At 65.6% G+C, this 24,590-nt stretch carries 23 protein-coding genes; 13 read left to right on the top strand and 10 right to left on the bottom strand.

Annotated elements, in window-relative coordinates:
• Positions 1–19: 19 nt before the first annotated feature.
• Genes VCS63_RS05090 through VCS63_RS05080 form a run of 3 tightly spaced genes read right to left on the bottom strand, consistent with a single transcriptional unit; the run spans position 20 to position 2,187 of the window.
• Positions 20–532: a carboxymuconolactone decarboxylase family protein gene (locus tag VCS63_RS05090; RefSeq protein WP_063639323.1), complete on the bottom strand. Its 513-nt coding sequence runs from the start codon at positions 530–532 to the stop codon at positions 20–22.
• Between the two features lie 22 nt (positions 533–554).
• On the bottom strand, positions 555–1,376 hold the full coding sequence (locus tag VCS63_RS05085) for an SDR family NAD(P)-dependent oxidoreductase (protein WP_301881240.1): 822 nt from the start codon (positions 1,374–1,376) through the stop codon (positions 555–557).
• Positions 1,377–1,392: 16 nt separating this feature from the next.
• The gene (locus VCS63_RS05080; RefSeq protein WP_323878737.1) at positions 1,393–2,187 is read right to left on the bottom strand and encodes an SDR family NAD(P)-dependent oxidoreductase; all 795 of its coding nucleotides are present in this window, start codon (positions 2,185–2,187) and stop codon (positions 1,393–1,395) included.
• Positions 2,188–2,278: 91 nt separating this feature from the next.
• On the opposite strand from VCS63_RS05080, the gene VCS63_RS05075 reads away from it, so the two are divergent.
• Positions 2,279–3,184 (top strand): LysR family transcriptional regulator, encoded by a 906-nt coding sequence (locus VCS63_RS05075; RefSeq protein WP_063960469.1) that lies wholly within the window; start codon positions 2,279–2,281, stop codon positions 3,182–3,184.
• A gap of 16 nt (positions 3,185–3,200) precedes the next feature.
• On the opposite strand, the gene VCS63_RS05070 is transcribed toward VCS63_RS05075, so the two are convergent.
• Complete coding sequence (locus tag VCS63_RS05070; RefSeq protein WP_063639319.1) at positions 3,201–4,025, bottom strand: IclR family transcriptional regulator; 825 nt, start codon at positions 4,023–4,025, stop codon at positions 3,201–3,203.
• A 162-nt stretch (positions 4,026–4,187) separates the two neighbouring features.
• On the opposite strand from VCS63_RS05070, the gene VCS63_RS05065 reads away from it, so the two are divergent.
• The 3 genes from VCS63_RS05065 to VCS63_RS05055 are packed head-to-tail and all read left to right on the top strand — an operon-like array spanning position 4,188 to position 7,667.
• Positions 4,188–5,246, top strand: a complete 1,059-nt coding sequence (locus VCS63_RS05065; protein ID WP_323878735.1) for a GTP-binding protein — start codon at positions 4,188–4,190, stop codon at positions 5,244–5,246.
• Complete coding sequence (locus VCS63_RS05060; protein WP_323879047.1) at positions 5,227–6,660, top strand: dihydroorotase family protein; 1,434 nt, start codon at positions 5,227–5,229, stop codon at positions 6,658–6,660. The genes VCS63_RS05065 and VCS63_RS05060 overlap by 20 nt, the downstream gene beginning before the upstream one ends.
• Positions 6,661–6,701: 41 nt before the next feature.
• Positions 6,702–7,667 (top strand): Bug family tripartite tricarboxylate transporter substrate binding protein, encoded by a 966-nt coding sequence (locus VCS63_RS05055; RefSeq protein ID WP_063639316.1) that lies wholly within the window; start codon positions 6,702–6,704, stop codon positions 7,665–7,667.
• A 98-nt stretch (positions 7,668–7,765) separates the two neighbouring features.
• Here the strand turns inward: VCS63_RS05055 and VCS63_RS05050 are convergent, their stop codons facing one another.
• The 4 genes from VCS63_RS05050 to VCS63_RS05035 form a co-directional block, all read right to left on the bottom strand.
• A complete protein-coding gene (locus VCS63_RS05050) occupies positions 7,766–9,292 on the bottom strand; it encodes a 3-hydroxyacyl-CoA dehydrogenase (protein ID WP_175200519.1) in 1,527 nt (508 codons plus the stop codon).
• Positions 9,293–9,322: 30 nt separating this feature from the next.
• Entirely contained in the window at positions 9,323–10,552 is a 1,230-nt protein-coding gene (locus VCS63_RS05045) for a CaiB/BaiF CoA transferase family protein (RefSeq protein ID WP_042795547.1), read from the bottom strand.
• Positions 10,553–10,736: 184 nt separating this feature from the next.
• The gene (locus VCS63_RS05040) at positions 10,737–11,885 is read right to left on the bottom strand and encodes an acyl-CoA dehydrogenase family protein (protein ID WP_042795548.1); all 1,149 of its coding nucleotides are present in this window, start codon (positions 11,883–11,885) and stop codon (positions 10,737–10,739) included.
• A 45-nt stretch (positions 11,886–11,930) separates the two neighbouring features.
• Positions 11,931–12,554, bottom strand: a complete 624-nt coding sequence (locus VCS63_RS05035; protein WP_042795549.1) for a TetR/AcrR family transcriptional regulator — start codon at positions 12,552–12,554, stop codon at positions 11,931–11,933.
• Between the two features lie 180 nt (positions 12,555–12,734).
• On the opposite strand from VCS63_RS05035, the gene VCS63_RS05030 reads away from it, so the two are divergent.
• Together VCS63_RS05030 and VCS63_RS05025 are read left to right on the top strand one after the other, a co-directional pair.
• Positions 12,735–13,706, top strand: a complete 972-nt coding sequence (locus VCS63_RS05030) for a nitronate monooxygenase family protein (protein WP_323878731.1) — start codon at positions 12,735–12,737, stop codon at positions 13,704–13,706.
• Positions 13,703–14,443, top strand: coding sequence for an enoyl-CoA hydratase-related protein (locus VCS63_RS05025; protein ID WP_323878728.1), 741 nt, complete (start codon positions 13,703–13,705; stop codon positions 14,441–14,443). The genes VCS63_RS05030 and VCS63_RS05025 overlap by 4 nt, the downstream gene beginning before the upstream one ends.
• Before the next feature lie 10 nt (positions 14,444–14,453).
• Here VCS63_RS05025 and VCS63_RS05020 read toward each other — a convergent pair whose 3' ends face one another.
• Complete coding sequence (locus VCS63_RS05020; protein ID WP_013391155.1) at positions 14,454–15,287, bottom strand: enoyl-CoA hydratase/isomerase family protein; 834 nt, start codon at positions 15,285–15,287, stop codon at positions 14,454–14,456.
• A gap of 113 nt (positions 15,288–15,400) precedes the next feature.
• Here VCS63_RS05020 and VCS63_RS05015 point away from each other — a divergent pair, with 113 nt between their 5' ends.
• From VCS63_RS05015 to VCS63_RS05005, 3 genes are all read left to right on the top strand, one after another.
• Positions 15,401–16,261: an NAD(P)H-hydrate dehydratase gene (locus tag VCS63_RS05015; RefSeq protein WP_323878726.1), complete on the top strand. Its 861-nt coding sequence runs from the start codon at positions 15,401–15,403 to the stop codon at positions 16,259–16,261.
• Positions 16,262–16,381: 120 nt separating this feature from the next.
• A complete protein-coding gene (locus tag VCS63_RS05010; RefSeq protein WP_323878723.1) occupies positions 16,382–16,615 on the top strand; it encodes a hypothetical protein in 234 nt (77 codons plus the stop codon).
• A gap of 385 nt (positions 16,616–17,000) precedes the next feature.
• The gene (locus VCS63_RS05005; protein ID WP_063639311.1) at positions 17,001–18,614 is read left to right on the top strand and encodes an ABC transporter substrate-binding protein; all 1,614 of its coding nucleotides are present in this window, start codon (positions 17,001–17,003) and stop codon (positions 18,612–18,614) included.
• Positions 18,615–18,689: 75 nt separating this feature from the next.
• Here VCS63_RS05005 and VCS63_RS05000 read toward each other — a convergent pair whose 3' ends face one another.
• Positions 18,690–19,640, bottom strand: coding sequence for a LysR family transcriptional regulator (locus VCS63_RS05000; RefSeq protein ID WP_233461699.1), 951 nt, complete (start codon positions 19,638–19,640; stop codon positions 18,690–18,692).
• Between the two features lie 240 nt (positions 19,641–19,880).
• On the opposite strand from VCS63_RS05000, the gene VCS63_RS04995 reads away from it, so the two are divergent.
• Genes VCS63_RS04995 through VCS63_RS04980 form a run of 4 tightly spaced genes read left to right on the top strand, consistent with a single transcriptional unit; the run spans position 19,881 to position 24,493 of the window.
• Positions 19,881–20,852, top strand: coding sequence for a succinylglutamate desuccinylase/aspartoacylase domain-containing protein (locus VCS63_RS04995; RefSeq protein WP_323878721.1), 972 nt, complete (start codon positions 19,881–19,883; stop codon positions 20,850–20,852).
• A 58-nt stretch (positions 20,853–20,910) separates the two neighbouring features.
• Positions 20,911–22,542, top strand: a complete 1,632-nt coding sequence (locus tag VCS63_RS04990; RefSeq protein WP_175199966.1) for an ABC transporter substrate-binding protein — start codon at positions 20,911–20,913, stop codon at positions 22,540–22,542.
• A gap of 49 nt (positions 22,543–22,591) precedes the next feature.
• Positions 22,592–23,569 carry an ABC transporter permease gene (locus VCS63_RS04985; RefSeq protein ID WP_042795555.1) on the top strand — a complete coding sequence of 326 codons (978 nt, stop codon included), beginning with the start codon at positions 22,592–22,594 and terminating at the stop codon, positions 23,567–23,569.
• Positions 23,570–23,575: 6 nt separating this feature from the next.
• Positions 23,576–24,493: an ABC transporter permease gene (locus VCS63_RS04980; protein ID WP_042795556.1), complete on the top strand. Its 918-nt coding sequence runs from the start codon at positions 23,576–23,578 to the stop codon at positions 24,491–24,493.
• Positions 24,494–24,590: the final 97 nt, after the last annotated feature.

Below are 24,590 nucleotides of genomic sequence, written 5' to 3'. Positions count from 1 at the left end.
CGCCTGTGCAACGAGCCGTTCATTCGTGGTCGATCTGTATGGCCTCCAGAAAACGCGACACCATGTTGTACGCAGCCACCGTGGCCGTGATCTCCACGATCGCGCGGGCATCGAAGGCGTCGCGGACGGCCGCGAACGTGGCGTCCCGGACCCGTATCTCACGCGTCATCTCATCGCAATACGCCATTGCCGCGCGTTCACCCGGGTCCAGCGCGCCGAAGTCGCCGCGTTTCAAGCCCTGCACCTGATCCTCATTGCAGCCCGCCTTCAAGGCGATCGGCAGATGTTGATCGAACTCATAATCGGCCTGGTTCAGAACCGCGACGCGCAGGATGAGCATCTCGCGCAGCTTGGGCGCAAGCCCGCTGTGCTGGCGTATTGCCGTGAGATAGGCCAGCCAGCCCTGCGCCACGGGCGGACTGTTGAGCAGCATCCGATAGAGATTCGGCAAGCCGGCCCGCTCCCGTTCGATGCGTTCGACCAGCGGCCGGATTTCTGGCCTGGTGATATCCGCATATTCAATTCGCGCCATCGTGTTTCTCCTCAGCTTGGTTTCAGTCGCAGCGGGCGCTCATGCCCCCGTCCACGATCAGCTCGGTCCCGGTGATGAAACGCGCCTCGTCCGAGGCGAGAAACAGCACGGCATTGGCCGTGTCCCGGCCATCCCCGGAAAGCGGTAACGGGATGCGGCGGCGACGCCGCTCCAGTAGGGCGTCGATATCGCCCTGGCTCTGCTGGCCGGCTAGGAAAGCATCGACCAGCGGCGTATGCAACTGGCCCGGCAGGACCGTATTGATGCGCACCCCCTTCTTGGCGTACTCCACACCAGCCACGCGACCGAACTGCATCACGCCCGCCTTGGCGGCCGCATAGCCGACCTGCGGCGCGCCGGTCCAGCGTATGGCCGAGGTCGAGGACACGTTGACCACGGCGCCGGCGCCCTGCGCCTCCATGATGGGCAGGACGTGATGGCACGTCGTGTACACCGAGGTCAGGTTCAGGTCGAGCTGCCTGTGCCAATCCGCTTGGGCAAGCGTCCCCGGACCGCCGGGAATGGGGCCTCCCACGTTGTTCACCAGTATGTCGATACGCCCATGCCGCCGCGTCACGGTTTCGACCAACGCGGCGACCTGCGCAGCGTCTCCCACGTCGCAGATGTGGGTTTCGATGCGGGACCTGTAGCGTCCAGCCAACTCCAGGGTCTCGGGCAAGGACTCGGGCCGCATATCCACCGCGACCACCACGGCTCCCTCCTGGGCAAACCGCACGGCGATCGCTCGTCCGTTGCCCCAGCCCGGTCCAACGCAACCTGCGCCGAAGATCAAGGCCACCTTGCCCACCAGGCGGCCGGCGTCCGCTTGTTCATGCATGTTCATCACGACTGTCCCTCGCTCAACGCGTCGCCATGGTGATGCCGCCGTCCACCACGATCTGCTGCCCCGTGATGTAGCGGCTCTCATCGCTGGCCAGGAAAGCCACGGCATGGGCCACGTCCCAGGCGTCGCCCATGCGGCCAGCTGGTACCTGGGCATGGCGATGCGCCACGAAACCCTCGTAGTCGCCCTTGGCATACTTCTGCGCCAGGCGCTCCACCAGAGGCGTGAACATCAGTCCCGGGACCACCGAGTTCAGCCGCACGCCGTCTTGCGCATAGATGACCGCCGTGGTTGCCGTCATCTGCATCAGGGCGGCCTTGGCGGCCGCGTAGCCGACCTGGGGTTTGCCCGCATAACGCAGCCCGGCGATGGATGAAATGTTGATAATCGATCCTCCACCGGCGCTCTTCATGAAGGGGATAACGTGCTTGCAGCACAGGAAGGCGGAGGTCAGGTTCACCTGGATCTGATCGTGCCAAAGATCCTCGGACATGGAGACCGGATCACCGGGTTCCGAGCGGCCCACGTTGTTGACCAGTACGTCGATGCGGCCGTAAGTGTCGAGGCACGCCCGTACGAGTTCCGCGACATGGCCTCCGTCCGTCACATCGCACTGCCGGACGGTGATCCTGCCGCCCTCGGCGGAGACGGCCTGAGCAGACTGGCGCGCCGCGTCGATGTTCAGATCGCAACCGAAAATCGCCGCGCCCTGCCTGGCAAGCGCCGCCGCGGTGGCCTTGCCGTTGCCCCATCCCTCGCCCAGCGTGCCGCAGCCGGTCACCAAGGCTACCTTCCCATCAAGACGAAACATCCCAGCTCCAGAGAAAGATCGTGAAGCAAGGCTAAGGCAGTCGGGGTCTGGGGTTAAGTTCCGATTTGAACGGCATTGATAGACAAAAAGAATGAATCTGACGACGAGACAATTGCGCATCTTCGTGCTGCTGGCCGAGACCTTGAGTTTCCAGAAAACGGCCGAAAGGCTGCATGTCACCCAGCCCACGCTGAGCAAACTGCTGAAGGAAACGGAAGAGACGCTGGGCGTCAAACTCTTCGAGCGCACCACCCGCATGGTGCGCCTGTCGCGCGAAGGCCAGGACATCCTGGAGATCGCGCGCAAGATTACCGCGCTGCACGAAAAGGGCATGCTGGAACTGGATCAACGGCTGCGCGACCGCAACAACCGCGTCGCCGTCGCAGCCTTGCCCACGCTGGCGGCGTCCCTCATCCCGCTCTTGATCCAGAGCCTCGCGCGCAAGCACCCACGGGTCCGCGTAGAGGTCTACGATCCCATCGCCAGCGAGGCCCTGCAATTGCTGCGCGAACGGCGAGTAGACATCGCCGTGACCACGATGAACGAGGAAGGCGCTTCCGACCTGGTCTATCAGGAATTGTTCACCGAGCCCTTCGTGCTGTTCCACAGCGCCCAGATCAAACCGGACGTCACGTGCTGGATGCCCGCGGAACTCGCCCGCCTGCCCTTGATCAGCATGCCGCCCGGCACCAGCGTGCGCGGGCTTACCGAACGCGCCTTCCAGGCCGCGTCGCAACCCTTCAATCCGCTCTATTCCTTGCGGGACCTGAACACCATCGCACGCTTCGTGCAGCACAACTGCGGCATCGCGCTATTGCCGGAGTCGTCGCTGGACAACGCGACGCAGCGCGGTGTGCGCAAGACCCGCCTGCGGCAGGGTCTAACGCGCTCGGTAGGCATGTACATCCGACGCGAGACCGAGCCCTCGCGGCTGCTGCGCCACACGCTGGATGAATTGCGCCGCCTGGGTCAGGACCGCCAGTTGCGATCCGATTGACCAGCCACGTCGGCGCTCAGGCGCGGGCGACCCAGGCGCCTTCTACCTCGGCCAACTGGCTGCTGATCTGGCTGGCGGCGTCGATGACCGCCGCGCGGAAAGGCTCGAGACGGCAATGCTCGGCGCGCACGATCAAGCTCAGTCCTGCCACCACGCGCTGCTCCAGAAAAATGGGCGCTGCAATGCCTATGGTCCCGGGCGTGATCTCGGAGTCGCTGACGGCGACACCCGCCTCGCGGATGGCATCGAGTTCCAGGCACAGGTCCTTCAGGCTCTTCCAGTGCGAAATGGCGCGCACTTCCTCTTCATGGGCCAGGTACATGCGCTCCAGGGCGCGGCGGCTCTGGTGCGCCAGGATAACTTTGGAGGTCGCGCCGCGGAACATCGGCATGGTGGCGCCACGTTCGTAGCGTCCGATACGGGCGGCCGGATCGCCGATTTCCTGGTGGATGCACATGACCTTGTCCTGGTAGCTGCGCGTGAGCACCGATGCCGACGAAGGCGTGGTCGCCTCGATCAGGCGCCGCATCAGCGGCTCCGCCACCTTGAGCAGGGGGTCCCCATGACGCATCAGCAGATCGAAATGGGCAAACGTGGGTCCCAGCACGTAGCGCGCGCCCATCACCGGGGTCAGGAAATCCGCGCGCACCAGTTCCTGCACGTCGCGATAGGCCGAACTGACGGACACATCCATTTCAACGGCGATTTCCTCCACCGACCATGCGGCGCTCCTGTCATAGAGCTGCAGGATGTGCAGTATCCGGTTGCGCGTCCTGATTTCACCCGCCACGTCACCCTCTCCCTGTCGTTTCGCCTTTACGGCGTGCAATTTCGCATTCATTGCGAAATTCAATTTCTCCGCGATTCTAGCAGCGTCACCCTTCCCTCTGCGCCGGGGGCCAGTGGCGCGAAATCCCAGGGGGCTTGCCAAAGCTTGAGCTCGATGCAAAAATTCATTTAATCGCATTGGTTGCGAATTTAAAGTTTTTTGCAAAGGCGCATCATGGCAATCGATGAAACCTCCGAAACGCGCATTCCCGTCACCTTGCTGACGGGCTTCCTGGGCAGCGGCAAGACCACCCTGCTGAATCACTGGCTGCGCGACCCGGCACTGGCCGATGCGGCGGTCATCGTCAACGAGTTTGGCGAGATCGGCATCGACCACGCGCTAATCGCCAGCAGCAACGACAACACCATCGAACTGAGCACGGGATGCTTGTGCTGCACCGTGCAGGGCGATCTGGTCGAAACGCTGCGCGATTTACGCGCCAAGCGCAGCGCCGGTCGGATCCCAGCCTTCGACCGCATCCTGATCGAGACCACAGGCATGGCCGACGTGGTGCCGGTCATCCAGGCCTTGATGACGTTTCCGGTGGCGCGCTCGTTTCGCCTGAACCGCGTGCTGACCGTGGTGGATGCCGTCAACGGGTCGGGAACCCTGGCCGCACACCCGGAGGCAGTCAAACAAGTGGCTGTCGCCGATGCCTTGATCGTCACCAAGAGCGACCTGCCCGGCGCGCGCGTCGCGGCGCTGGCGGACACGCTTGCGCGCGTCAACCCTGGCGCCGCGCGCGTGGTCTGCAGCCTCGCGGCCCGGCCGGATGCCTCCATGCTGGACGGGCCTGACGTCTATGACATGAACGTGCGCCCGGAGCAGGCCCGCCAATGGCTCAACGCCGCCCCTTACGCGGACGGGCACGGGCATCACCACGAACACACGCATGCCCACGACCATGCACGCATCGACAGCTTCTGCCTGGATTTCGCCGCCCCCTTGCATTGGTCCCAGGTCAGCGCCTGGCTGGATGCACTGGTCATGGCGCATCCCGACGAGCTGCTGCGCGTCAAGGGCATCCTGCACATAGTGGGCCACGAACGGCCCATCGTCTTGCAAGCCGTGCAGCGCCTGTTCCATCCGCCTGTCGAGTTGCCGCAATGGCCCGACACGGACCGGCATTCCCACATGGTTTTCATCACCAAAGGCCTGAGCAAGGACTACGTCATGCAGGTCTGGGACACGGTACGGCAGCGCGCCCTCCCTCCTGCCGCCCGCGCGGCCTGATCGTTTTGGAATTCCCCATCAAAAGGAAAACAGCATGGACACTTTGATCAAGAACGGCCTGGTGGTCACGCCGCAAGGTTGCGTGCGCGCCTCCATCGGCATCCGCGATAGCAAGATCGCTGGCTTATACGAGGCCGGTAGCGAACCCGAAGCGCGGAACGTCATCGATGCCAGCGGCCTGGCCGTATTGCCAGGCGCGATCGACATGCACTCGCACCACCGCCAGGGCTCGCAGAAGGGCTTCGAGTACAAGGACACCATCCTCACCGCCACGCAGCAGTGCGCGGCCGGCGGGGTCACGACCAGCGTGGGCATGCCCAACGTCAATCCGCCGCCCAATTCGCTGGACTTGCTGGAGAAGCAGTTCGCCATCTACCGCAGCGATGCGGTGGTCGACTGGAACTTCAATCCGGCGCCGACGATAGAGTCGGAGATGGAAGCCATGACTGCCACGGGCATCGCGGCCTTCAAGATCTTCATGGTGGTGGACACGGGACGAGACTACCCGCACATGCCCGGCATCGGCGTGCATGACCACGGCAAGCTGCTGCGCATCATGCAGCGCTGCGCCGAACTGGACGTGCCCTTGATGGTGCATCCCCACGACCAGGCCCTGATGGACGTGATCGAACAGACCTATTGGGACCGGGGCGAGCGCGACGCTCTCGCTTACGCACGAGCCTACGCCGCCCATGATGGCGTGATCTGGGAAACCGCCATTGCCACGCTGCTGCGGTTGCAAAAGGCGGCCGGCTGCCACCTGCACATCCTGCACACCCAGACCGCAGGCAGCGTGCAACTCATTCGCGAGGCCAAGGCAGCGGGCCAGAAGGTCACCTGCGAAATCAATCCCTGGGCTCTTTTCCTGGGTTGCGAATGGTCGGCCATCCAGCGCCTGGGCTCGTATGCGCTGTCGTACTGGGTGCCGGAGAAGAACGTGCCCGGCTTGTGGGAAGGCCTTAACGACGGAACGATCGACATCATCGCCACCGACCATGCGCCGCACACCCGCGAAGAAAAAGAAGTGGGCTGGACCGACGGCTGGAAAGCCCATACCGGCACGCCGTCGACGCAGTTCTACCTGAGCATGTTCCTGACAGCGGCCCAGGAAGGCAAGATCAGCCTGGAACGCGTCGCTGAAGCATGTTCGGCCAAGCCCGCCGAGTTGTTCCGGCTGCGCAACAAGGGGGAAATCCGTGCTGGCCTGGACGCCGACCTGGTGCTGGTCGATCTGGAGACGGAATACGAAGTGCGCGACGAGGACGTGCTCAGCCTTGTGGGCTGGAGCCCCTATGCCGGCCGCCGCCTCAAGGGTAAGCCGGTGCACACGATGGTGCGCGGCACCACGGTGTATGCGGACGGTAAAGTGGTCGGCGCCAAGGGCGGCGGCCAGATGGCTGCCGCGGTCCGCTGAAGCCCAGGCCGCGTACCACTACGACACAAGGGGAAATCATCATGAATCGTCGTCAGTTCTCGCGGCTGCTGGCTTGCGCGCCGTTGCTGCTGCCCGCGCTGGTCCGCGCCCAGGACGGGACCGCCATCACGTTGATCGTGCCATATCCACCTGGCGGCAACACCGACTATGTGGCGCGCATTACCTCCGACTCGCTGCGCCGTACCCTGGGTTCATCGGTAGTGGTGAAGAACCAGGCCGGCGCAGGCGGCACGATTGCCACCGATGCGTTGATACGCTCGCGCAACGACGGCAACACGCTGATGGTGGGCTCCATCGGCCAGGTTTCGCTGGTGCGCTTTCTATTCAATGTGCGTTACGACCCGTTGAACGATCTGGTGCCGGTCGCCAACATCGCCAGCAATCCGCTGGTGCTCACGGTGCCGTCCACTTCGCGCTTCCAGAACCTGGCCCAACTAATCGAGTATGGCCGGTCCAAACCGGGCGCGTTGACCGTCGCACACGGCGGCGAAGGGTCGATGTCGCATATGTCGGTGCTGGTGTTTCTCAAGCGCGCGGGTATCGACGCGACGCTGATCGGCTATCGCGGTGGCGCGCCTGCCCTGCTGGACACCATGGGCGGCACGACCGATCTTTACTCAGCCAACATCTCCGAAATCCTGCCGTACAAGGACAGCGGCCGCATCCGCTTCCTGGGCGTGTCCAGCCGCCAGCCCGTGCCTCAGCTGCCCGGTGTGCCTGCCATCGCCGACACTATCTCCGGACACGAGATCGAAACCTGGAACGGCCTGTTCGCGCCTCCTGGCACGCCCGCCGACGTGGTGGACAGGCTTGCCGACGCCGTACAGGTCATGCTGCGCGACCCGGACGTGCTGAGCAAGTTCGACGCTTCCGGCAGCCAGCCGCGGGCAGGCGAAGTGAAGGAGAAGTTTGCGCGCCGCATCCGCGACGACATCGCGCTGTGGACGCCCCTGGTGTCCCTGATCGGCGTCAAACCGGCGAACTGAGGCGGCCAGCGTCGCAAAAAAAGCCCGCGAGACACGAAGTCTTGCGGGCTTTTCGCATGCCAGGGCAACGCCTGCCATGCTCATCACATCACATCACATCACTGTTCCCCTGCCGCCTTGGTCAGCGACATGCCAAGCTGAACGCGGCGCTGCAGCCACAGGCTCGGGCGGTAGCGGGGATCGCCGGTCACGCGTTGCATGCTCTTGAGGATTTCCAGGATTCGGTCGGCGCCGAGCTTATCGCCCAGGGCGAGCGGCCCCACCGGATATCCCAGGCCCAGCGTCACCGCCAGGTCGATGTCCTTGGGCGTGGCGATCTGCTGCTGCGCGATGTCGCTGGCGATATTGACGATGGTGGCCACGATGCGCTGGGCGATGAAGCCCGGAGAGTCCTCGATCACCGTGACGGGCACACCGTCGGCAGCCAGCAGCGCGTGGGCGGCATCGCGCCACTTGGCTTCGGTGGCGGGCGACACCATGATGGTGCGGCGCTTGGCGGTATCGAAGGGGTAGAGCGTGTCCAGGCCGACCGTGCGGGCCGCGTTCAAGCCTTGCGCGGACACGGTGGTGGAGACGTCCTCGCCAAAGGGGGTGACGAGAATGAGCGCATCGGCGTCGGGCGCGGATCCGGTCACCAGCGTGGCGCCCAGCTTTTCGACCAGCGCTGCGGCGCGGGCATAGCCTTCGGCATGCTTGGGACTGACCCAGACCTTCAGGTTCTCAGGCAACGCCGGCACGGGCGGCTCTGCGGGGACCTGCTTCTGGCCGTCGGCATAGACGTAGAAGCCTTCACCGGCCTTGCGGCCGATCAAGCCGCCCGCCAGGCGCACGGTCGTGATGGGAGACGGACGGAAGCGCGGCTCATCGAAGAACTGGCGGTAGATGGATTCCATCACCGGGTGGGACACGTCCAGCGCCGTCAGGTCCAGCAGTTCGAAGGGGCCCATGCGGAAGCCGGCCTGCTCGCGCATGACGGCGTCGACCTGCGCGAAGGTCGCCACGGCTTCCTGCGCCACGCGCAGGCCTTCGGTATTCATGCCGCGACCGGCATGGTTGACGATGAAGCCCGGCATGTCCTTGGCGCGCACGGGCGTGTGGCCCATGCGGCGAGCCAGTTCAGCCAAGGCATCGCCGACTTCAGGCGCGCTGCGCAGGCCGTCGATGACTTCAACCACCTTCATCAGCGCGACCGGGTTGAAGAAGTGGTAGCCGGCCACGCGCTGCGGCCGCTTGCAGGCGGCGGCGATGGCGGTGATCGACAGCGACGAGGTGTTCGACGCCAGGATGCAGTCTTCGGCCACCACGCCTTCGAGCGCGGCGAACAGGTCGCGCTTGACGTCCAGGCGTTCCACGATGGCTTCCACCACCAGCTGGCAGTTCGACATGTCGGTCAGCGCGGTGGCGGACTCCACGCGTTCCAGCGCCGCTTGCGCGTCGGCAGCGCTCATCTTGCCCTTCTGGGCCAGTTTTTCCCAGGTTTGCTGCAGTGACTCGCGCGCTGCCGCCACGGCATCGGCGCTGGTGTCGTACAGGCGCACGCGCAGCCCGGCTTGCGCCGCGATCTGCGCGATGCCGCGCCCCATGGCCCCGGCGCCAACGACGCCGATGGTTTGAATCTCCTTCATCAACACTCTCCTGCTTTTATTGAATGGGGCTCAGGGCCGGCTTTGCGCCAGCGCCAGGATTTCTTCGGCCGACAGGCCCAGCTTCTCGGACAGCACCTGCTCGGTGTGCTCGCCTAGCAAGGGCGGCGGACGGCGGTACTCGACCGGGCTGCCCGAGAACTTCAGCGGGCTGGAGGCAACGGGCACCTTGCCCGCGGTCGGATGCGGCAGTTCACGCTTCATGCCGCGCGCCAGCACCTGCGGGTCTTCGTAGACCTGGTCCAGCGTATTGATGGGGCCGGCTGGAACGCCCACACCTTCCAGCGCGGCGAGCCAGTGGTCGCGCGCGCCGGTGGCCATGCGTTCGGCCAGAAGCGGCACCAGTTCCGCGCGGTTCTTCACGCGTTGCGGGTTGGTGGAGAAACGCGGGTCGGCCGACAGCTCCGGCAGGCCGATCACGCCGCAGTAGTTGCGGAACTGGCTGTCGTTGCCAACCGCCACGATCAGGTGGCCGTCGCTGGCCGCGAACACCTGGTACGGCACCAGGTTCTGGTGCGCGTTGCCGGCACGCTTGGGCGCCACGCCGGAGGTCATGTAGTTCAGGTTCTGGTTGGCCAACATGCTGACCTGGCAGTCCAGCAGCGCCATGTCGATGTGCTGGCCCAGGCCGCTGCGCGAGCGCTCGTGCAGCGCGGCCAGGATGCCCACCGTGGAATACATGCCCGTCATCAGGTCGGTCACCGCCACGCCGGCTTTCTGGGGACCGCCGCCAGGCAGGTCGTCGCGTTCGCCGGTGATGCTCATCAGGCCGCCCATGCCCTGGATCATGAAGTCGTAGCCGGGACGGCTGGCGTAGGGACCGGTCTGGCCGAAACCAGTGATGGAGCAGTAGATCAGGCGCGGGTTGAGTTCCTTCAGGCTCTCGTAGTCCAGTCCGTACTTGGAAAGTCCACCCACTTTGAAATTTTCGACCAGGATGTCGCTTTGCAATGCCAGTTCGCGCACCAGCTCCGCGCCGCGCGGCGAGGCAATGTCCAGCGCCACCGACAGCTTGTTACGGTTGGCGGACAGGTAGTAGGCGGCTTCGGTGGTGTCGTTGCCCGCCTCGTCCTTGAGGTACGGAGGCCCCCAGGCCCGCGTGTCGTCACCCGCGCCGGGCCGTTCGATCTTGATCACCTCGGCGCCTAGATCGGCGAGGTTCTGGGTGCACCAGGGACCCGCCAGGACGCGGGTGAGATCCAGCACGCGTATGCCGGTAAGGGGAGCGGGACGTTGCGACATTAGTAATCTTTTCGTCAGAAGAGAAATGAAAACGTCCGGCCTGCGGCTGCACGCAGGCCAGACTGGAATTCCGCCATGCCGGCGGCGCCGGGCCGCTGGCGCGTCATACTCCGGCGCGGCGCGAAGCCGCGGCCGGATCACCGTCAGTCATGCAGGATATTAGCCTCTTGCGCCGGATCCGCGCTCACGAATGCGCCTTGATGGTCTCGCGGGCGATCACCAGCTGCTGGATCTGCGAGGTGCCCTCAAAGATGCGGAACAGGCGCACGTCGCGGTAGAACCGTTCGACCGCATACTCGGACATGTAGCCCGCGCCGCCGTGGATCTGCACAGCACGGTCGGCCACGCGGCCCACCATCTCGGTGGCGTACAGCTTGCAGCAGGCGGCCTGCATCGTGGTGTTCTCGCCACGGTCGCGCATGCGGGCGGCGTCCAGCACCATGCAGCGCGCGGCGTAGAGTTCGGCCTGGCTGTCGGCGATCATGGCCTGGATCAGCTGGAATTCCGCAATGGGCTGGCCGAATTGCTTACGCTCAATGGCGTACTTCACAGCGTCGCGCAGCAGTCGGTCGGCAATGCCCACGCACAGGGCGGAAATATGCAGGCGGCCTTTGTCCAGCACTCGCATCGACGTGCGGAACCCGTTGCCCTCTTCCCCGCCCAGGAGCGCGCTGGCCGGCACGCGGCAGTTGTCGAATACCACATCGCTGGTCAGGGCGCCGGCCTGGCCCATCTTCTTGTCCGGCTTGCCGATGGTCAGGCCTGGCGTGCCGGCCTCGACCAGGAAGCAGGATATGGAATTGGCGCGGCGCTCCGGCGCGGTGCGCGCCATGACCGAGAACAACCCGGCGATGGGCGCGTTGGTGATGTAGCGCTTGGTGCCATTGAGCACGTAGCTGTCGCCGTCGCGCACGGCGGACAGGCGCAGCGCCATGGCGTCGGATCCGGCATCGGGCTCGGTCAGCGCGAACGAACCTATCAGTTCGCCGCTGGCCAGCTTCGGCAGGTAGTGGGAGCGCTGCGCTTCGGTGCCGGCCAGCACGATGGCTTGCGACCCGATGCCGATATTGGTGCCGGCCAGCGAGCGGAACGCAGGCGAGGTCTGTCCCAGTTCGAAGACCACGCGCACTTCCTCTTCCATTGTCAGGCCCAGGCCGCCGTGGTCGGGCGAGATGGACAGGCCGAACAGGCCCAGATCGCGCATCTCGTTGACGATGTCAGGCGGCACCTGGCCGCTTTCGGCCAGCGCGTCTTCCGCGGGGATCAGGCGTTCGTGCACGAAGCGGCGCACGGCTTCCAGCAACAGGTTCAGGGTTTCGGTATCGAGGGCCATGACGGGGAGTCTCACAAAGAAAGGCAGGGCAAGCGGGGCAGCGCCTTACGCGCGCATGCCTCCGACCAGTAGATCGAAATATCCGGCGGCAATGGTTTCGGCGCTGTCGCGCTGGCCGGGCTTGTACCAGCGCACCATCCAGTTCAGCATCGACAGCACGGCGCGGCCCGCCGCGGCCACGTCCAGCGCGCGGAACTCGCCGGTGGCGACACCCTGCGCGATCAATTCACGCAGACGCTTTTCGTAGCCGTCGCGCAGGCGCGCGGCATCTTCGCGCTCGGTCAGGGCCATGCCGGAATAGCCGATGAGCATGGTGACGAATTCGGCGTGGTGCTGCTCGAAGTAGCGGGCATGGCCCACCATGAACGCGCGCAGCTGGGCCGTGGCGCCTTCCACCCGCGCGACCTCCTGGGCCACGGCCTGCGTCAGGCCACTCAGGACGGCCAGGATGATGGCGTCGTAGATGTCCTGTTTGGTGGTGTAGTAGTGATAGATGGCCGCCTTGGACACGCCCAGCGCCGCGGCCAGATCGGATACCGAACTGCCGTCGTAGCCGCTCTGGGCGAACAGCTTGGCGGCTTCTTCCAGGATGCGTTCGCGCGGGGCCGCCACAGTGGGCGGACGGCCGGCCCGGGCGCGTTTCTGGGCGGGAGGAGCGGAGGTCGCCATGGCAGCCTTTGAAGGGGCTGCGCCGACGCTGCCGGAGGCGCTCGCGCGCCTCCATTGACAGCGCTTTGGCGCATGCCGTTTAATATGGATTAATTAATTACCGGACGGTCGGTAGGTAATTATAGGCACACCCGCCAACGATGCTCAAGTCCTCTTGTGACCTTTTTCCGCGACGACGCCATGCCCCACTCTCTTGTGACTGATTTGTACGGCCAGATGTCCCTGCCGGTCATCTGCGCCCCCATGTTCATCGTGTCCAACCCCAAGCTGGTGGTGGCGCAATGCACCAGCGGCATCGTGGGTTCGTTCCCCGCGCTGAACGCGCGCCCGCAGAGCCTGCTGACCGACTGGCTGGACGAAGTCCAGGCCGGCCTGGCCGCGCACCGCGAGGCCAACCCCGGAGCGACCGTGGCGCCGTTCGCGGTCAACCAGATCATCCACCAGTCCAACGACCGCCTGGAACAGGACCTGGCCGTATGCGCCAGCCACCGCGTGCCGCTCATCATCACCAGCCTGCGCGCGCCGGGCGACCTGGTCGAAGGCATACATGACTGGGGCGGCAAGGTATTCCACGACGTGACCACGATCCGCCACGCTGAAAAGGCGCTGGAAGCCGGCGTGGACGGCCTGATCCTGGTGTGCGCCGGGGCCGGCGGCCACGCCGGCACGCTCAGCCCCTTCGCACTCGTATCCGAAGTACGCCGCTTCTACGACGGTCCCTTGATCCTGTCTGGCGCGATCACCTCGGGCGCGCACGTGCTGGCCGCGCAAGCCATGGGCGCGGACTTCGCCTACATGGGCACGCGCTTCATCGCCAGCGAAGAAGCCAACGCCAGCGAAGGCTACAAATCCGCCATCGTCGAGGCCAGCGCCTCGGACATCCTCTACACGCCGTTCTTCACGGGCATTCCGGGCAACTACCTGAAGGCCAGCATCGCCGCCGCCGGGCTGGATCCGGCCAATCTGCCGCAGCCCGACAGCGGCGCGTCCAATTTCGGCTCTACCCGCGTCAAGCCCTGGAAGGACATCTGGGGCGCGGGCCAGGGCGTGGGCGGCATTGCCAGTGTGCTGCCCACCCGCCAGATCGTGGACACGCTGCGCCGCGAGTACGCGGACGCCAAGACGCGCCTGGCCAACGGGTTCGGCGCATGAGCGCCGGGCTGCAGGTCAGCCGCGACGGCGCGGTGCTGACGCTGACAATCAACCGCCCCGATCGCCGCAACGCCCTGGACACGGCCACCTATGCCGCGCTGACCGAACAGATTGCGCTCGCCTCCGCCGACACCGCGGTGGCCGCAGTGATCCTTACCGGCGCAGGCGAACACTTCACCGCCGGCAACGATCTGCGCGACTTCCAGGCAGAGCGCGGCGCGGGCGACAGCGCCGGCCTGACCTTCCTGCGCGCGTTGACCATGGCCGACGTGCCCGTCATTGCCGCGGTCGAAGGCTATGCCATCGGCATCGGCGTGACCCTTTTGCAGCACTGTGATTTTGTCTACATCGGAGATGGCGCCACCTTGCGCATGCCATTCGTGGCGCTGGGACTGTGCCCCGAAGGTGCTTCCAGCCTGCTGATGCCGCGTTTGGCCGGCGCCCGCCGCGCCGCTGAATGGCTGCTGCAGGGCAAGGCATTCACGGCGCAGGAAGCCTGCGACGCAGGACTGGCCACCGCAGCCGTGCCCAAAGGTCAGGCACTGGCCGCGGCGCAAGCCGCCGCCGCCGACCTGGCGCGCCAACCGCCCACCGCCCTGCGCCTGACAAAGGCCATGCTGCGCCGTCCGGACCGCCAGTCCATCCAGGACACGCTGGATTACGAGGCCCAGCAGTTCCGCATCCGCCTGCAATCAGAAGAGGCGCAGGCGGCCTTCGCGAAGTTCTTCAAGAAATAGGCCGGGAACCTCAAAACGGCGAGTCGGGCCGGAAGTTCGGCGCCCGGCGTTCGCGCAGGGACTGAATCCCTTCGCGCACGTCCGGGCCGCCAAACCCCATGAACTCCAGCGCCAGCGAGGTATCGAAACTGGGGCCGGCCATGCGTAGCCAGTTGTTCAGCGAATACTTGGTCCAGCGGATGGCGGTCTGGGAACCCGCGGCCAGTTTGTTGGCGACCTCGAAAGCGCGGCCGATCAACTCGGCCTCGTCCACGCACAGGGACACCAGGCCGATGCGCTCGGCTTCTTCGCCGGTGACGGTTTCGCACAGCATCAAGTAGTACTTGGCGCGCGCCATGCCGCAAAGCAGCGGCCAGACGATGGCTGCGTGGTCGCCCGCCGTCACGCCCAGCCGGGTATGGCCGTCGATGATGCGCGCATCGCGCGCCGCGATGGAGATGTCGGCCAACAGGCCGGCTACCAGCCCCGCCCCCACGGCCGCGCCGTGCATGGCGGACACAATGGGCTTGTTGCAGTTAATGATGTTGTAGACCAGGTCGCGGGCTTCGCGCCAGACGCGGGTGCGGACGTCGAAATCGTCGGCCATCTGCTGCACCAGGTCCAGGTCGCCTCCGCCCGAAAAGCCCTTGCCCTCGCCACGGATCACGACGACCCGGGTGTCCGGGTCGGTATCGATGTCGCGCCAGATGTCGGCCAGCTCGCGGTGCATGCGGTCGTCGGCGGTGGACAGCTTGCCCGGTTTGCCACCCTTGGCGCCCATGATCACCTCCAGCACCCCGCCAGGATGGCGGCGCAATTTCAAGGACTCATAGGCGGAATAGTGTTCCAGCGTGATGTCGCTCATGTTTGTCTCCACGTCGTCTCGTCTTTGGGCCTGGCCGGATGCCGGCCGGTTTGGGCGCACTATAGTAGATAGACGTCATCGCGCCACGCCGATTTCCCCTGGAGCCTCAGCCCATGAACACTACCGTCCCGCCCGTCGGCGACGCCATCGACCGCGCTTTCCTGCCCGCTCTGTTCGCGCCGCGCGCCCAGGATACGCACAAAGGCAGTTTCGGCACGGTGGGAGTGGTGGGCGGCGGCCCCGGCATGACGGGCGCCGCCCTGCTGGCCGCACGCGCCGCCTTGAAGACCGGCGCCGGCAAGGTGCTGGTCGGTTTTGCCCAGGAAGCCGCACCGCTCGCCTGCGACCTGCTGCAGCCGGAACTGATGCTGCGCGACGCCCGCTCGCTGCTGGAGGAAGACTGGGGCGTTACCGCCTGGGTGGCGGGATGCGGCATTGGCACGGGCGCGCTCGCGGCCAACTCGCTGTCCGAATTGTTCGTGCTGCGCCGCGAGGCCCCGCTGGTGCTGGATGCGGACGGCCTGAACCTGCTTGCCCGCGGCGACATCCGGCCCAACTGGGGCGACGGTCCCGTGGTGCTTACGCCTCATCCGGCGGAAGCCGGCCGGTTGCTGGGCATGGACACGGCCGCGGTGCAGGCCGACCGGCCAAGTGCCGCCAGGCAATTGGCGCTGCGCTACCGGGCGTGGGTCGTACTGAAGGGCGCGGGCACCCTGGTCTGCTCCCCCGGCGGCGGCTTGCGGGTCAATACCAGCGGCAATCCAGGGCTTGCCACCGCTGGAACCGGGGACGTATTGGCCGGCATGCTGGGCTCGCTGATCGCCCAGAGGCTGCCTCTGGACCAAGCCGTGGCCGGGGCGGTCTGGCTGCACGGCGCGGCGGCGGACGCGCTGGTCGCCCAGGGTGTCGGCCCCATCGGACTGACCGCCGGAGAGTTGGCGGACGCTGCTCGCGCCCTGCGAAACGCCGGCTAAGTCCCTGTGGAATAAACATTTTTACAACATATAGGGGTTTACCCTAAAAATAGCATTGCATCGAACTTAGGGTTATCCCTATAATGGTTTACACCAAGACGAAACGGACTGGAGCAAACCATGAGCGAACTGACCCTGAACCACACTGCCCGCCTGACCGACGCGCTGGAGCGCGATCTGCTCCGCGGCGCCCTCGAGAACCAACCGAATTCCCATCCGCTGACCAACCTGAAGAAGGCTGGCCAAGCCGTAATTGCAGCTGTTGCCGCCGTGTTTTCCTTCATCGACGAAGTGAACGATTCGATGAACAAGGCCCGCGCCGCCAGCTCGCGCTTCTCCGGCTCGCAGTGGTAAGCCCTGCCGCGCCGGCCTGAGTCGCGATCGATCTCCCGCGATTCAGCCTGGCGCGCCCCGCCGCAACGCCCGCCGGCTTCCCGGCGCCCTTTGCGGCGGTTTTTCGGCGCCCCGTCCCTCACCCGGGCGCCATCGCGCCGCGCAGGCCTCCAGACGAGGCAGCGCGGCGCCCTCTTTCCCCTCCCTCTCCGCGTTTTCCCTAGCGCCGCGCTTGCCTTTGCGCATTGACAGTGCGCGAACGCCCTACCGATAATCGGCCCCTTGCCGTCGTGCCCGGCGCCAAACCCCCCTGAGCCCCCTTCCAGGCGACGCCGCAAGCGCGGCTGGCGCAGGCTGGTTTACACGCAGGCGCGATCCGGTTCGTTCCCCATCCGGAGTTGTCACCATGAAGTTGCGCACTACCCTGGCCCTTGCGGCCGCCGCCATTCCCCTGGCCGCCGCCCAAGCCCAGACGCTGAAGATCGGCCTGTCGGCCGAACCCACTTCGGCGGATCCCCACTACCACAAGATGACGCAGAACGACGCGTTCTCCGCGCACGTTTACAGTTCGCTGGTGGGCCGCAGCGCCGACATGAAGCTGGTGCCCGCCCTGGCCACCTCCTGGAAGACTCTGGATGACCAGACCTGGGAATTCAAGCTGCGCGACGACGTCAAGTTCTCCAACGGCAAGCCCTTCACGTCCGAGGATGTGCTGTTCACGATCTGCCGCACGCTGAACAACGAAACCAACGTGTCGCAGTCCTACATGGACATGACCAAGCGCATTACCGACGTGCAAACTCCGGACGCGCACACGGTGATCATCAAGACCGGTGAACCCTTCCCCCTGATGCCCGCCGAACTGGCGCGCTCGCTGCCCATCGTCTGGAACGGCATCGTCGAGCACGGCAAGCTCACGTTCGATCCCAAGAACGGTTGCGGCGTGACCGGCGCCTGGCCCACCGTGGCCGACTTCAACAACGGCAAGGATGCTATCGGCACCGGCCCTTACACCCTGAAGTCCTACGTCAAGGGCACCGGCATCGAGCTGGTCCGCAACGAGAACTATTGGGGCCCCAAGCCGTACTGGAAGGAAGTGAAGTTCGTGCCGGTGCCCGCCGCGGGCCCGCGCCTGACCGGCCTGCTGTCCGGCGACTTCGACATGATCGAAAACCCCGCCGCGCGCGACCTGCCGCGCCTGAAGGACAATCCCAAGTTCGGCTTCGTGGCCACCCCGTCGACCCGCCTGGTGTTCTTCCAGCCGGACGTGGGCCGCAACCCGAGCCCCTTCGTCAAGAGCGCCGACGGCAAGAACCCGCTGCAGGACCTGCGCGTGCGCCGCGCGATTTCGATGGCCATCGACCGCAAGACCATCACCGCCCGCATCATGGACGGCATGGCTACCCCGGCCTACCAATACATGCCCGACGGCATGTTCGGTGCGCTGCCCAAGGCCCCGGAAATCAAGTTCGACCCGGAAGGCGCCAAGAAGCTGCTGGCCGAAGCCGGCTACCCGAACGGCTTTGAGCTGACGTTGTCGTCCACCAATGACCGCTATGTGAACGACGGCCAGGTGGCGCAAGCCGTGGCCCAGTATCTGGCCCGCGTCGGCATCAAGACCAACGTGGACGCCATGACGGCTTCCATCTACTTCCCCAAGCGCGCCAAGCGTGAATTCAGCTTCTCCATGGGCGGCTGGCCGGCGGAAACGGGTGAAGCCTCGGCGCTGTTCCAGCTGTGGGTGGCGTCCCTGGACTCCCCCAAGAGCCTGGGCACCAGCAACTACGGCGGCTTCAGCAATGCTGACTTCGACAAGGTCTACAAGGAAGCCATTGTGACGGTGGACGCGCCCAAGCGCGAAAAGCTGCTGCAGGAATCCACCCAGATCGCGCTGGACAACGTGCCGCTGATCCCGCTGCATTTCGAAAGCAGCATCTGGGCCTTCCGCAAGGGCATCACCTACGAAGGCCGCCGCGACCAGTACACGCTGGCCACCTCGGTTACGCCGGAAAAGCAGTAATCAGGTCCGCCTGAATGAAAAGCGGCTGCCTCGCGCAGCCGCTTTTTTTTTGTCCCCGGGGCCCCGTTTCACGCACTAGGCAGCCGCCTTGCCTTGCAACGCGCTATCCAGTTCGCTTACCAGCATTTCAGCGAACGCTTCCGCCGCGGGCGGGAGCACCCGGCCCGGCATGACCTGGATCTGCAACGTGCGCGACTGCAGTTCCGCATTGGAAATCGGCACGGCGATGAGCTCGTCGCGCCGCAGGCTCCAGGCCACGGAAATGTAGCCGCTGAGCATGATGGCATCCGAACCGAAGACAAAGCCATGCAGCGGCGAGGAGTCATTGCAGGTCAACGCCGGTTCCAGCTGCACCGACTCCAGCGCGCAGCCCATCTCGAAGAGCTGCCGCGTGGTGGTGCCGGGTCCGGTGAGGGCAAGAGGATATTGGCTCAGGTCCTGCAGGCTGACACTGGCCCGGCCCGCCAGGGGATGGTCGGCTGCCATCACCGCATGCACCGGCGCGCGGCGCGAATAGCGCGGACTGACCCCGCCGATGCGCTCGGCAATGAACACCATGCCCAGCTCGACGCTGCCTTCCGCCACGCGGCGGCTGACTTCGGCGGGAGACCCCACAAACAGATCGAAGCGGATATTGGGCCAATCGCGGCGAAAGCGCGCCATCACCGAGGGCAGGAAAATCCGCGCCACGCCCTCCACCGAAGCCACCCGGATCTCGTTGCGCGCGGTGCCCTTCATGGCGGCAATTTCCTGCAGCACCGAATCGGCTTCGAGCATGGTGCGCCGGGCGTGCGCCAGCAAAAGCTGGCCCGCTTCGCTCAGGACCATGCCCCGCGCGGCGCGCTCGAATAGCGGCGCTCCCGCCTCCTCTTCCAACTTGGCGATCTGCCGGCTGATGGCCGACACCGCCACGTGCAGACGCTCGGAGGCGCCGCTCAGGCTGCCCGCCTGGGCAACCTCCAGAAAGTACTTCAACGCTATGCCGTGCACGTGGCCCCCAATGAGCTGCAAGCTTGGATGTCGCAAGCTTTGCTTTTTCTGCAAAGCTTTAGATAAATATTCTAATTGTAGAGAAAGCAGCCAAGCTCCTAGAATTCGCCCAATACACGAAGGCGGCGCGTGCCTGACGCGCCCCATATATAAGGGAAAACCCGTGCTAGCAGCCCTTTTCAGCGCCCGCCGCGCCGCGACGCGCGCCCTTGCCGGCTCCTAGCCGCCACCCCAACGCCATCGCCTATACAATCCCGTCGCCTCATCGGAGTTCCCATGCCTACGCCCGCCCCCGCGTCCCTACCGCGCCCGTTTCTTCTTGCCTGTCCGGACTTGTCCGCGGAGCGAGTGGGCAACACGGACACGCCGGGGGTCTGGCATTTCGATTCGGGCGTGCCGGGCAAGAGCGTCATGTTGAGCGCGCTGATCCACGGCAATGAACTCTGCGGCGCCTGGGCGCTGAAGGAGGCTCTGGCAGCGGGCCTGCGGCCGCGCCGCGGTTCGTTGACGCTGGCCTTTTGCAATCTGGCCGCATTCGACCGCTTCGACCCCGCCAACTACGCGCCGGCGCGCTTCGTGGACGAAGACATGAACCGCGTCTGGAGCGACGACAAGCTCAGCGCCCCCACCAGCCAGGAACGCCGCCGGGCGGCCGAACTCCGCCCCTGGGTGGAACAAGCCGACTGGCTGCTCGACTTCCATTCGATGAGCAATTCCGACGTGCCGCTGCAGCTGACCGGCATGGAACAGCGCAATATCGACCTGGCGCTGGCGCTGGGCAACCCCGCCACCATCATTGCGGATGCCGGGCATGCTGCCGGCGTGCGCATGCGCGACTTCGGCCGCTTCGGCGAAGCCGGCGACAACGGCACCCGGTCGCTGCTGATCGAATGCGGCTTCCATGGCGCGCCCGAGGCGCGCGGCGTCGCCGTGGACCAGATGGCGCGCTTCCTGATCGAGGCGGGCTCCGTGGATCGCGGCGACCTGCCCGAAGCCTGGTTCGCCCCCGCAGCCTCGACGCAGCGCGCACTGCGCGTGACGCACGCCATCGCCGCCAAGAGCGCCGATTTTCGCTTCGCCCAGCCCTGGAAAGGCCTGGAAACGCTGGAAGCCGCCGGCACCCTGATCGGCTGGTCCGAGGGCGAGCCTATCGTCACTCCCTACGACGATTGCGTCCTGATCATGCCGTCCACCGCCAACCTGCGGCCGGGCGTTACCGTGGTGCGGCTGGCGCAGCCCATCGCCTGAAAGCCCTGGCGGCGCGCCGCCACGCAATACAAGACCAATACAAGAAAGGGACAAATCCGTGTCTGCCCAGACGTTCTATCGCAGCATACTCACGGCCTGTGCAATGGCCGCCTGTACGACCGCGGCCATCGCGCAGGATGCCGCCGGCACACTGAAAATCGGCCTGTCGTCCGAGCCGACATCCATGGATCCGCACTACCACCAGGCGACGCCGAACGACGCGATGACCTCGCACATGTTCGAGACGCTGGTTGGTCAGGACGCCAGGATGAACCTGATCCCCCGCCTGGCGAAGGCCTGGAAGCCGGTGGACGACACGACCTGGGAATTCACGCTGCGCGACGGCGTCAAGTTCTCCAACGGCCAGCCCTTCACCGCCCAGGACGTGCTGTTTACGTTCTGCCGCGTGGTCAACAACGAACAATCCATCAGCAGCTCGTACCCGTCCATCGTCCAGAAGTTCGCCGACGTGCAGGTGCGCGACGGCAACACGTTGGTGATCAAGACGCGCCAGCCCTATCCGCTGTTGCCCAATGACCTGACCCGCATGGGCATGCTGTGGAACGGCATCGCCGAACACGGCCCGATCAGCTTCGACCTGAAGAACAAGTGCGGCGTCACCGGCGCCTGGCCCACCGTGGCCGACTTCAACACCGGCCGCTCGGTGATCGGCACCGGGCCATACACCTTGAAGAGCTACGTCAAAGGCACCGCCATCGAGCTGGCGCGCAATGACGCCTACTGGGGCGACAAGCCGGCCTGGGCGAACGTCAAGCTGGTGCCCGTGCCGGCTGCCGGCCCGCGCCTGACGGGCCTGCTGGCAGGCGACTTCGACCTGATCGAAAATCCCGCCGCGCGCGACGTGAAGCGCATTTCGGAAACGCCGGGTTTTGGCCACGTCATCACGCCGTCGGTGCGCGTGGTGTACTTCCAGCCCGACGTGGGCCGCAACCCCAGCCCCCTAGTGAAAGCCGCGGACGGCAAGAATCCGTTGCGGGACGCGCGGGTGCGCCGCGCGATTTCGCTGGCCATCGACCGTAAGACCATCGCCGCGCGCATCATGGACGGCGCCGCCACCCCGGCCAACCAGTTCCTGCCCGACGGCATGTTCGGCACCCTGCCCAACCCGCCTGAACTCAAGTACGACCCCGCCGCCGCCAAGAAGCTGCTGGCCGAGGCGGGCTACCCGGACGGCTTCGAGCTGACCGTGTCGTCCACCAACGACCGCTACATCAACGACGCGCAGATTTCGCAGGCCGTGGCGCAATACCTGTCCCGCGTGGGCATCAAGACCACCGTCGACACCATGACGCGCTCGGTGTACTTCCCCAAGCGCGCCAAGCGCGAGTTCAGCTTCGCCATGGGCGGCTGGTCGTCCGAAACGGGAGAGGCCTCGTCCTTCCTGCAGTATTGGGTCAGCGCGTTCGACAAGGAGCACGGCCTGGGCACCAGCAACTACGGCGGCTATGACAACCCCGAGTTCGACCGCGTGTTCAAGCGCGCCCTGGTCACCGTAGACCCCGCCGCGCGGGAAAAGCTGCTGCAGGAATCGCTGACGCTTGCACTGGCCGACCTGCCCAGCATCCCCCTGCATTTCGAAAGCAGCATCTGGGCGTTCCGCAAGGGACTGACCTACGAAGGCCGCGCCGACCAGTACACCCTGGCCATGTCGGCCAAGCCCGCCAAGTAAGTCGATACGCGGCGCCCGCAAACCCTGAGCCCACCAAGGAAATAATCTCGTGGCCTTGTTCATCCTACGCAGACTGATACAGAGTCTGTTCGTGCTGCTGGCCGTATCGGTCGTGGTCTTCTTCGCGGTCTATGCCGTGGGCGACCCGATAGAACTGCTGGTCAGCCCCGAAGCCAGCCAGGCCGCCCGCGAGGCGATGATCGCCCGCCTGGGCCTGGACCTGCCGGTATGGCAGCAATACACAGGATTCCTGTGGCGCGCCCTGCACGGCGACCTGGGCACCTCCTTCGTCCACGGCATTCCCGCGATCGAACTGATCGTGCAGCGCATCCCGGCCACGTTCGAGCTGGTGGTCGTGGCCATCATGCTGACCTGTGTGTTCGGCATTCCGCTGGGACTGATCGCGGGCCTGTACCGCGACCAGCCGCTGGGCCGCGGCATCATGGCTTCCTCGGTGCTGGGCTTTTCCCTGCCGAACTTCTGGCAGGGCATGATGCTGATCCTGCTGTTCGCGGTGTGGCTGGGCTGGCTGCCGGCCACGGGCCGCGGCGATACCGTCACCGTGCTGGGAGTGCGTCTGTCGATCCTGACGGCCGATGGCTGGTCGCACCTGATCATGCCCGCCATCAACCTGGCGCTGGCCAACATCGCGCTGGTGCTGCGCCTGACCGCGTCCGGCGTAGTCGAGGCACGCAGCCAGGACTACGTGAAGTTCGCGCGCGCCAAGGGCGTGAAACCCGGCCGCATCGTGCGCCGCCACATCCTGCGCAATATCCTTATCCCCGTGGTCACCGTGATCGGCATGGAGTTCGGCACCCTCATCGCCTACTCCACCATCACCGAAACCGTGTTCGCGTGGCCAGGCATGGGCAAGCTGCTCATCGACAGCGTCTACCAGCTGGACCGTCCTGTCGTCGTGGCCTACGTGATGCTGGTCACCCTGATCTTCGTGATCATCAACCTGGTTGTGGACATCCTGTACGCCACGCTCGACCCGCGCGTGCAGCTCGTGACTCCCGCTCAATAATCCGCCATGGCTCAATCTCCCAATCCCGGCCGCACCCGCACCGTCCAGCCCCTGGCTGACACGCCCCAGCGCGCCTCCATCCTGAAGAAACTGCACGCGCGCCCCACGGTGCGCGGCTCCGTCATCGCGCTGGCCATCCTGATCATCCTGGTGGTCTTCGCGCCCTACTTCGCGCCGCAGAACCCTTACGACCTGGCCAATCTCTCGCTCATGGACGGCCGCCTGGCACCGCGCCAGGCCCTGATGGATGGCAGCATCGCCTGGCTGGGCACCGATGACCAGGGCCGCGACATGCTCAGCGCCATCCTGTATGGCCTGCGCATCAGCCTGATGGTGGGCCTGTCCGCCGTGGTGCTGGCCACCGCCGTGGGTGGCGCAATCGGCCTGGTGGCCGCCTATATCGGCGGCGTGGTCGATACCGTGCTCATGCGCATCGTCGACTTCATCCTGGGCTTTCCGACCATCCTGGTGGCGCTGGTGCTGCTGGTGGTGCTGGGGCGCGGGGTCGACAAGGTGATCCTGGCCCTGGTGCTGGTGCAATGGGGCCACTATGCGCGCATCATGCGCAGCCGCGCCCTGCAGGAACGCCGCAAGGAATACGTGGAAGCCGCCGCCAACCTGGGCTTCCCGGCCTGGCGCATCATGCTCTTTCACCTGCTGCCCAACTGCCTGGGCCCGGTCATGGTGTTCGCGACCATCCAGATCGCGACCGCGATCGCCCTGGAAGCCACGCTGTCCTTCCTGGGCGTGGGCGTGCCCATCACCGAGCCTTCGCTGGGCCTGCTGATTTCCAATGGCTTCCAGTACCTGCTGTCGGGCGACTACTGGATCAGCCTGTTCCCGGGCATCGCCCTGCTGCTGCTGATCCTTTCCATCAACATCGTGGGCGACCGCCTGCGCGAAAGCCTGGACCCGAAGAGATGAGGCCCACCCCCGAAGCGCTGCGCGCTTCCCCCTCAAGGGGGCATGCCTGCGGACCGGCAAAGCCGGCTCCGCGCGGAGAAACCCACCCCCGAAGCGC

Source organism: Achromobacter sp. D10 (genome assembly GCF_035282245.1).
Taxonomy (GTDB): domain Bacteria; phylum Pseudomonadota; class Gammaproteobacteria; order Burkholderiales; family Burkholderiaceae_B; genus Achromobacter; species Achromobacter insolitus.
Note: the sequence above shows the minus strand (reverse complement) of the source record. Positions and strands in the feature narration are given on the sequence as shown.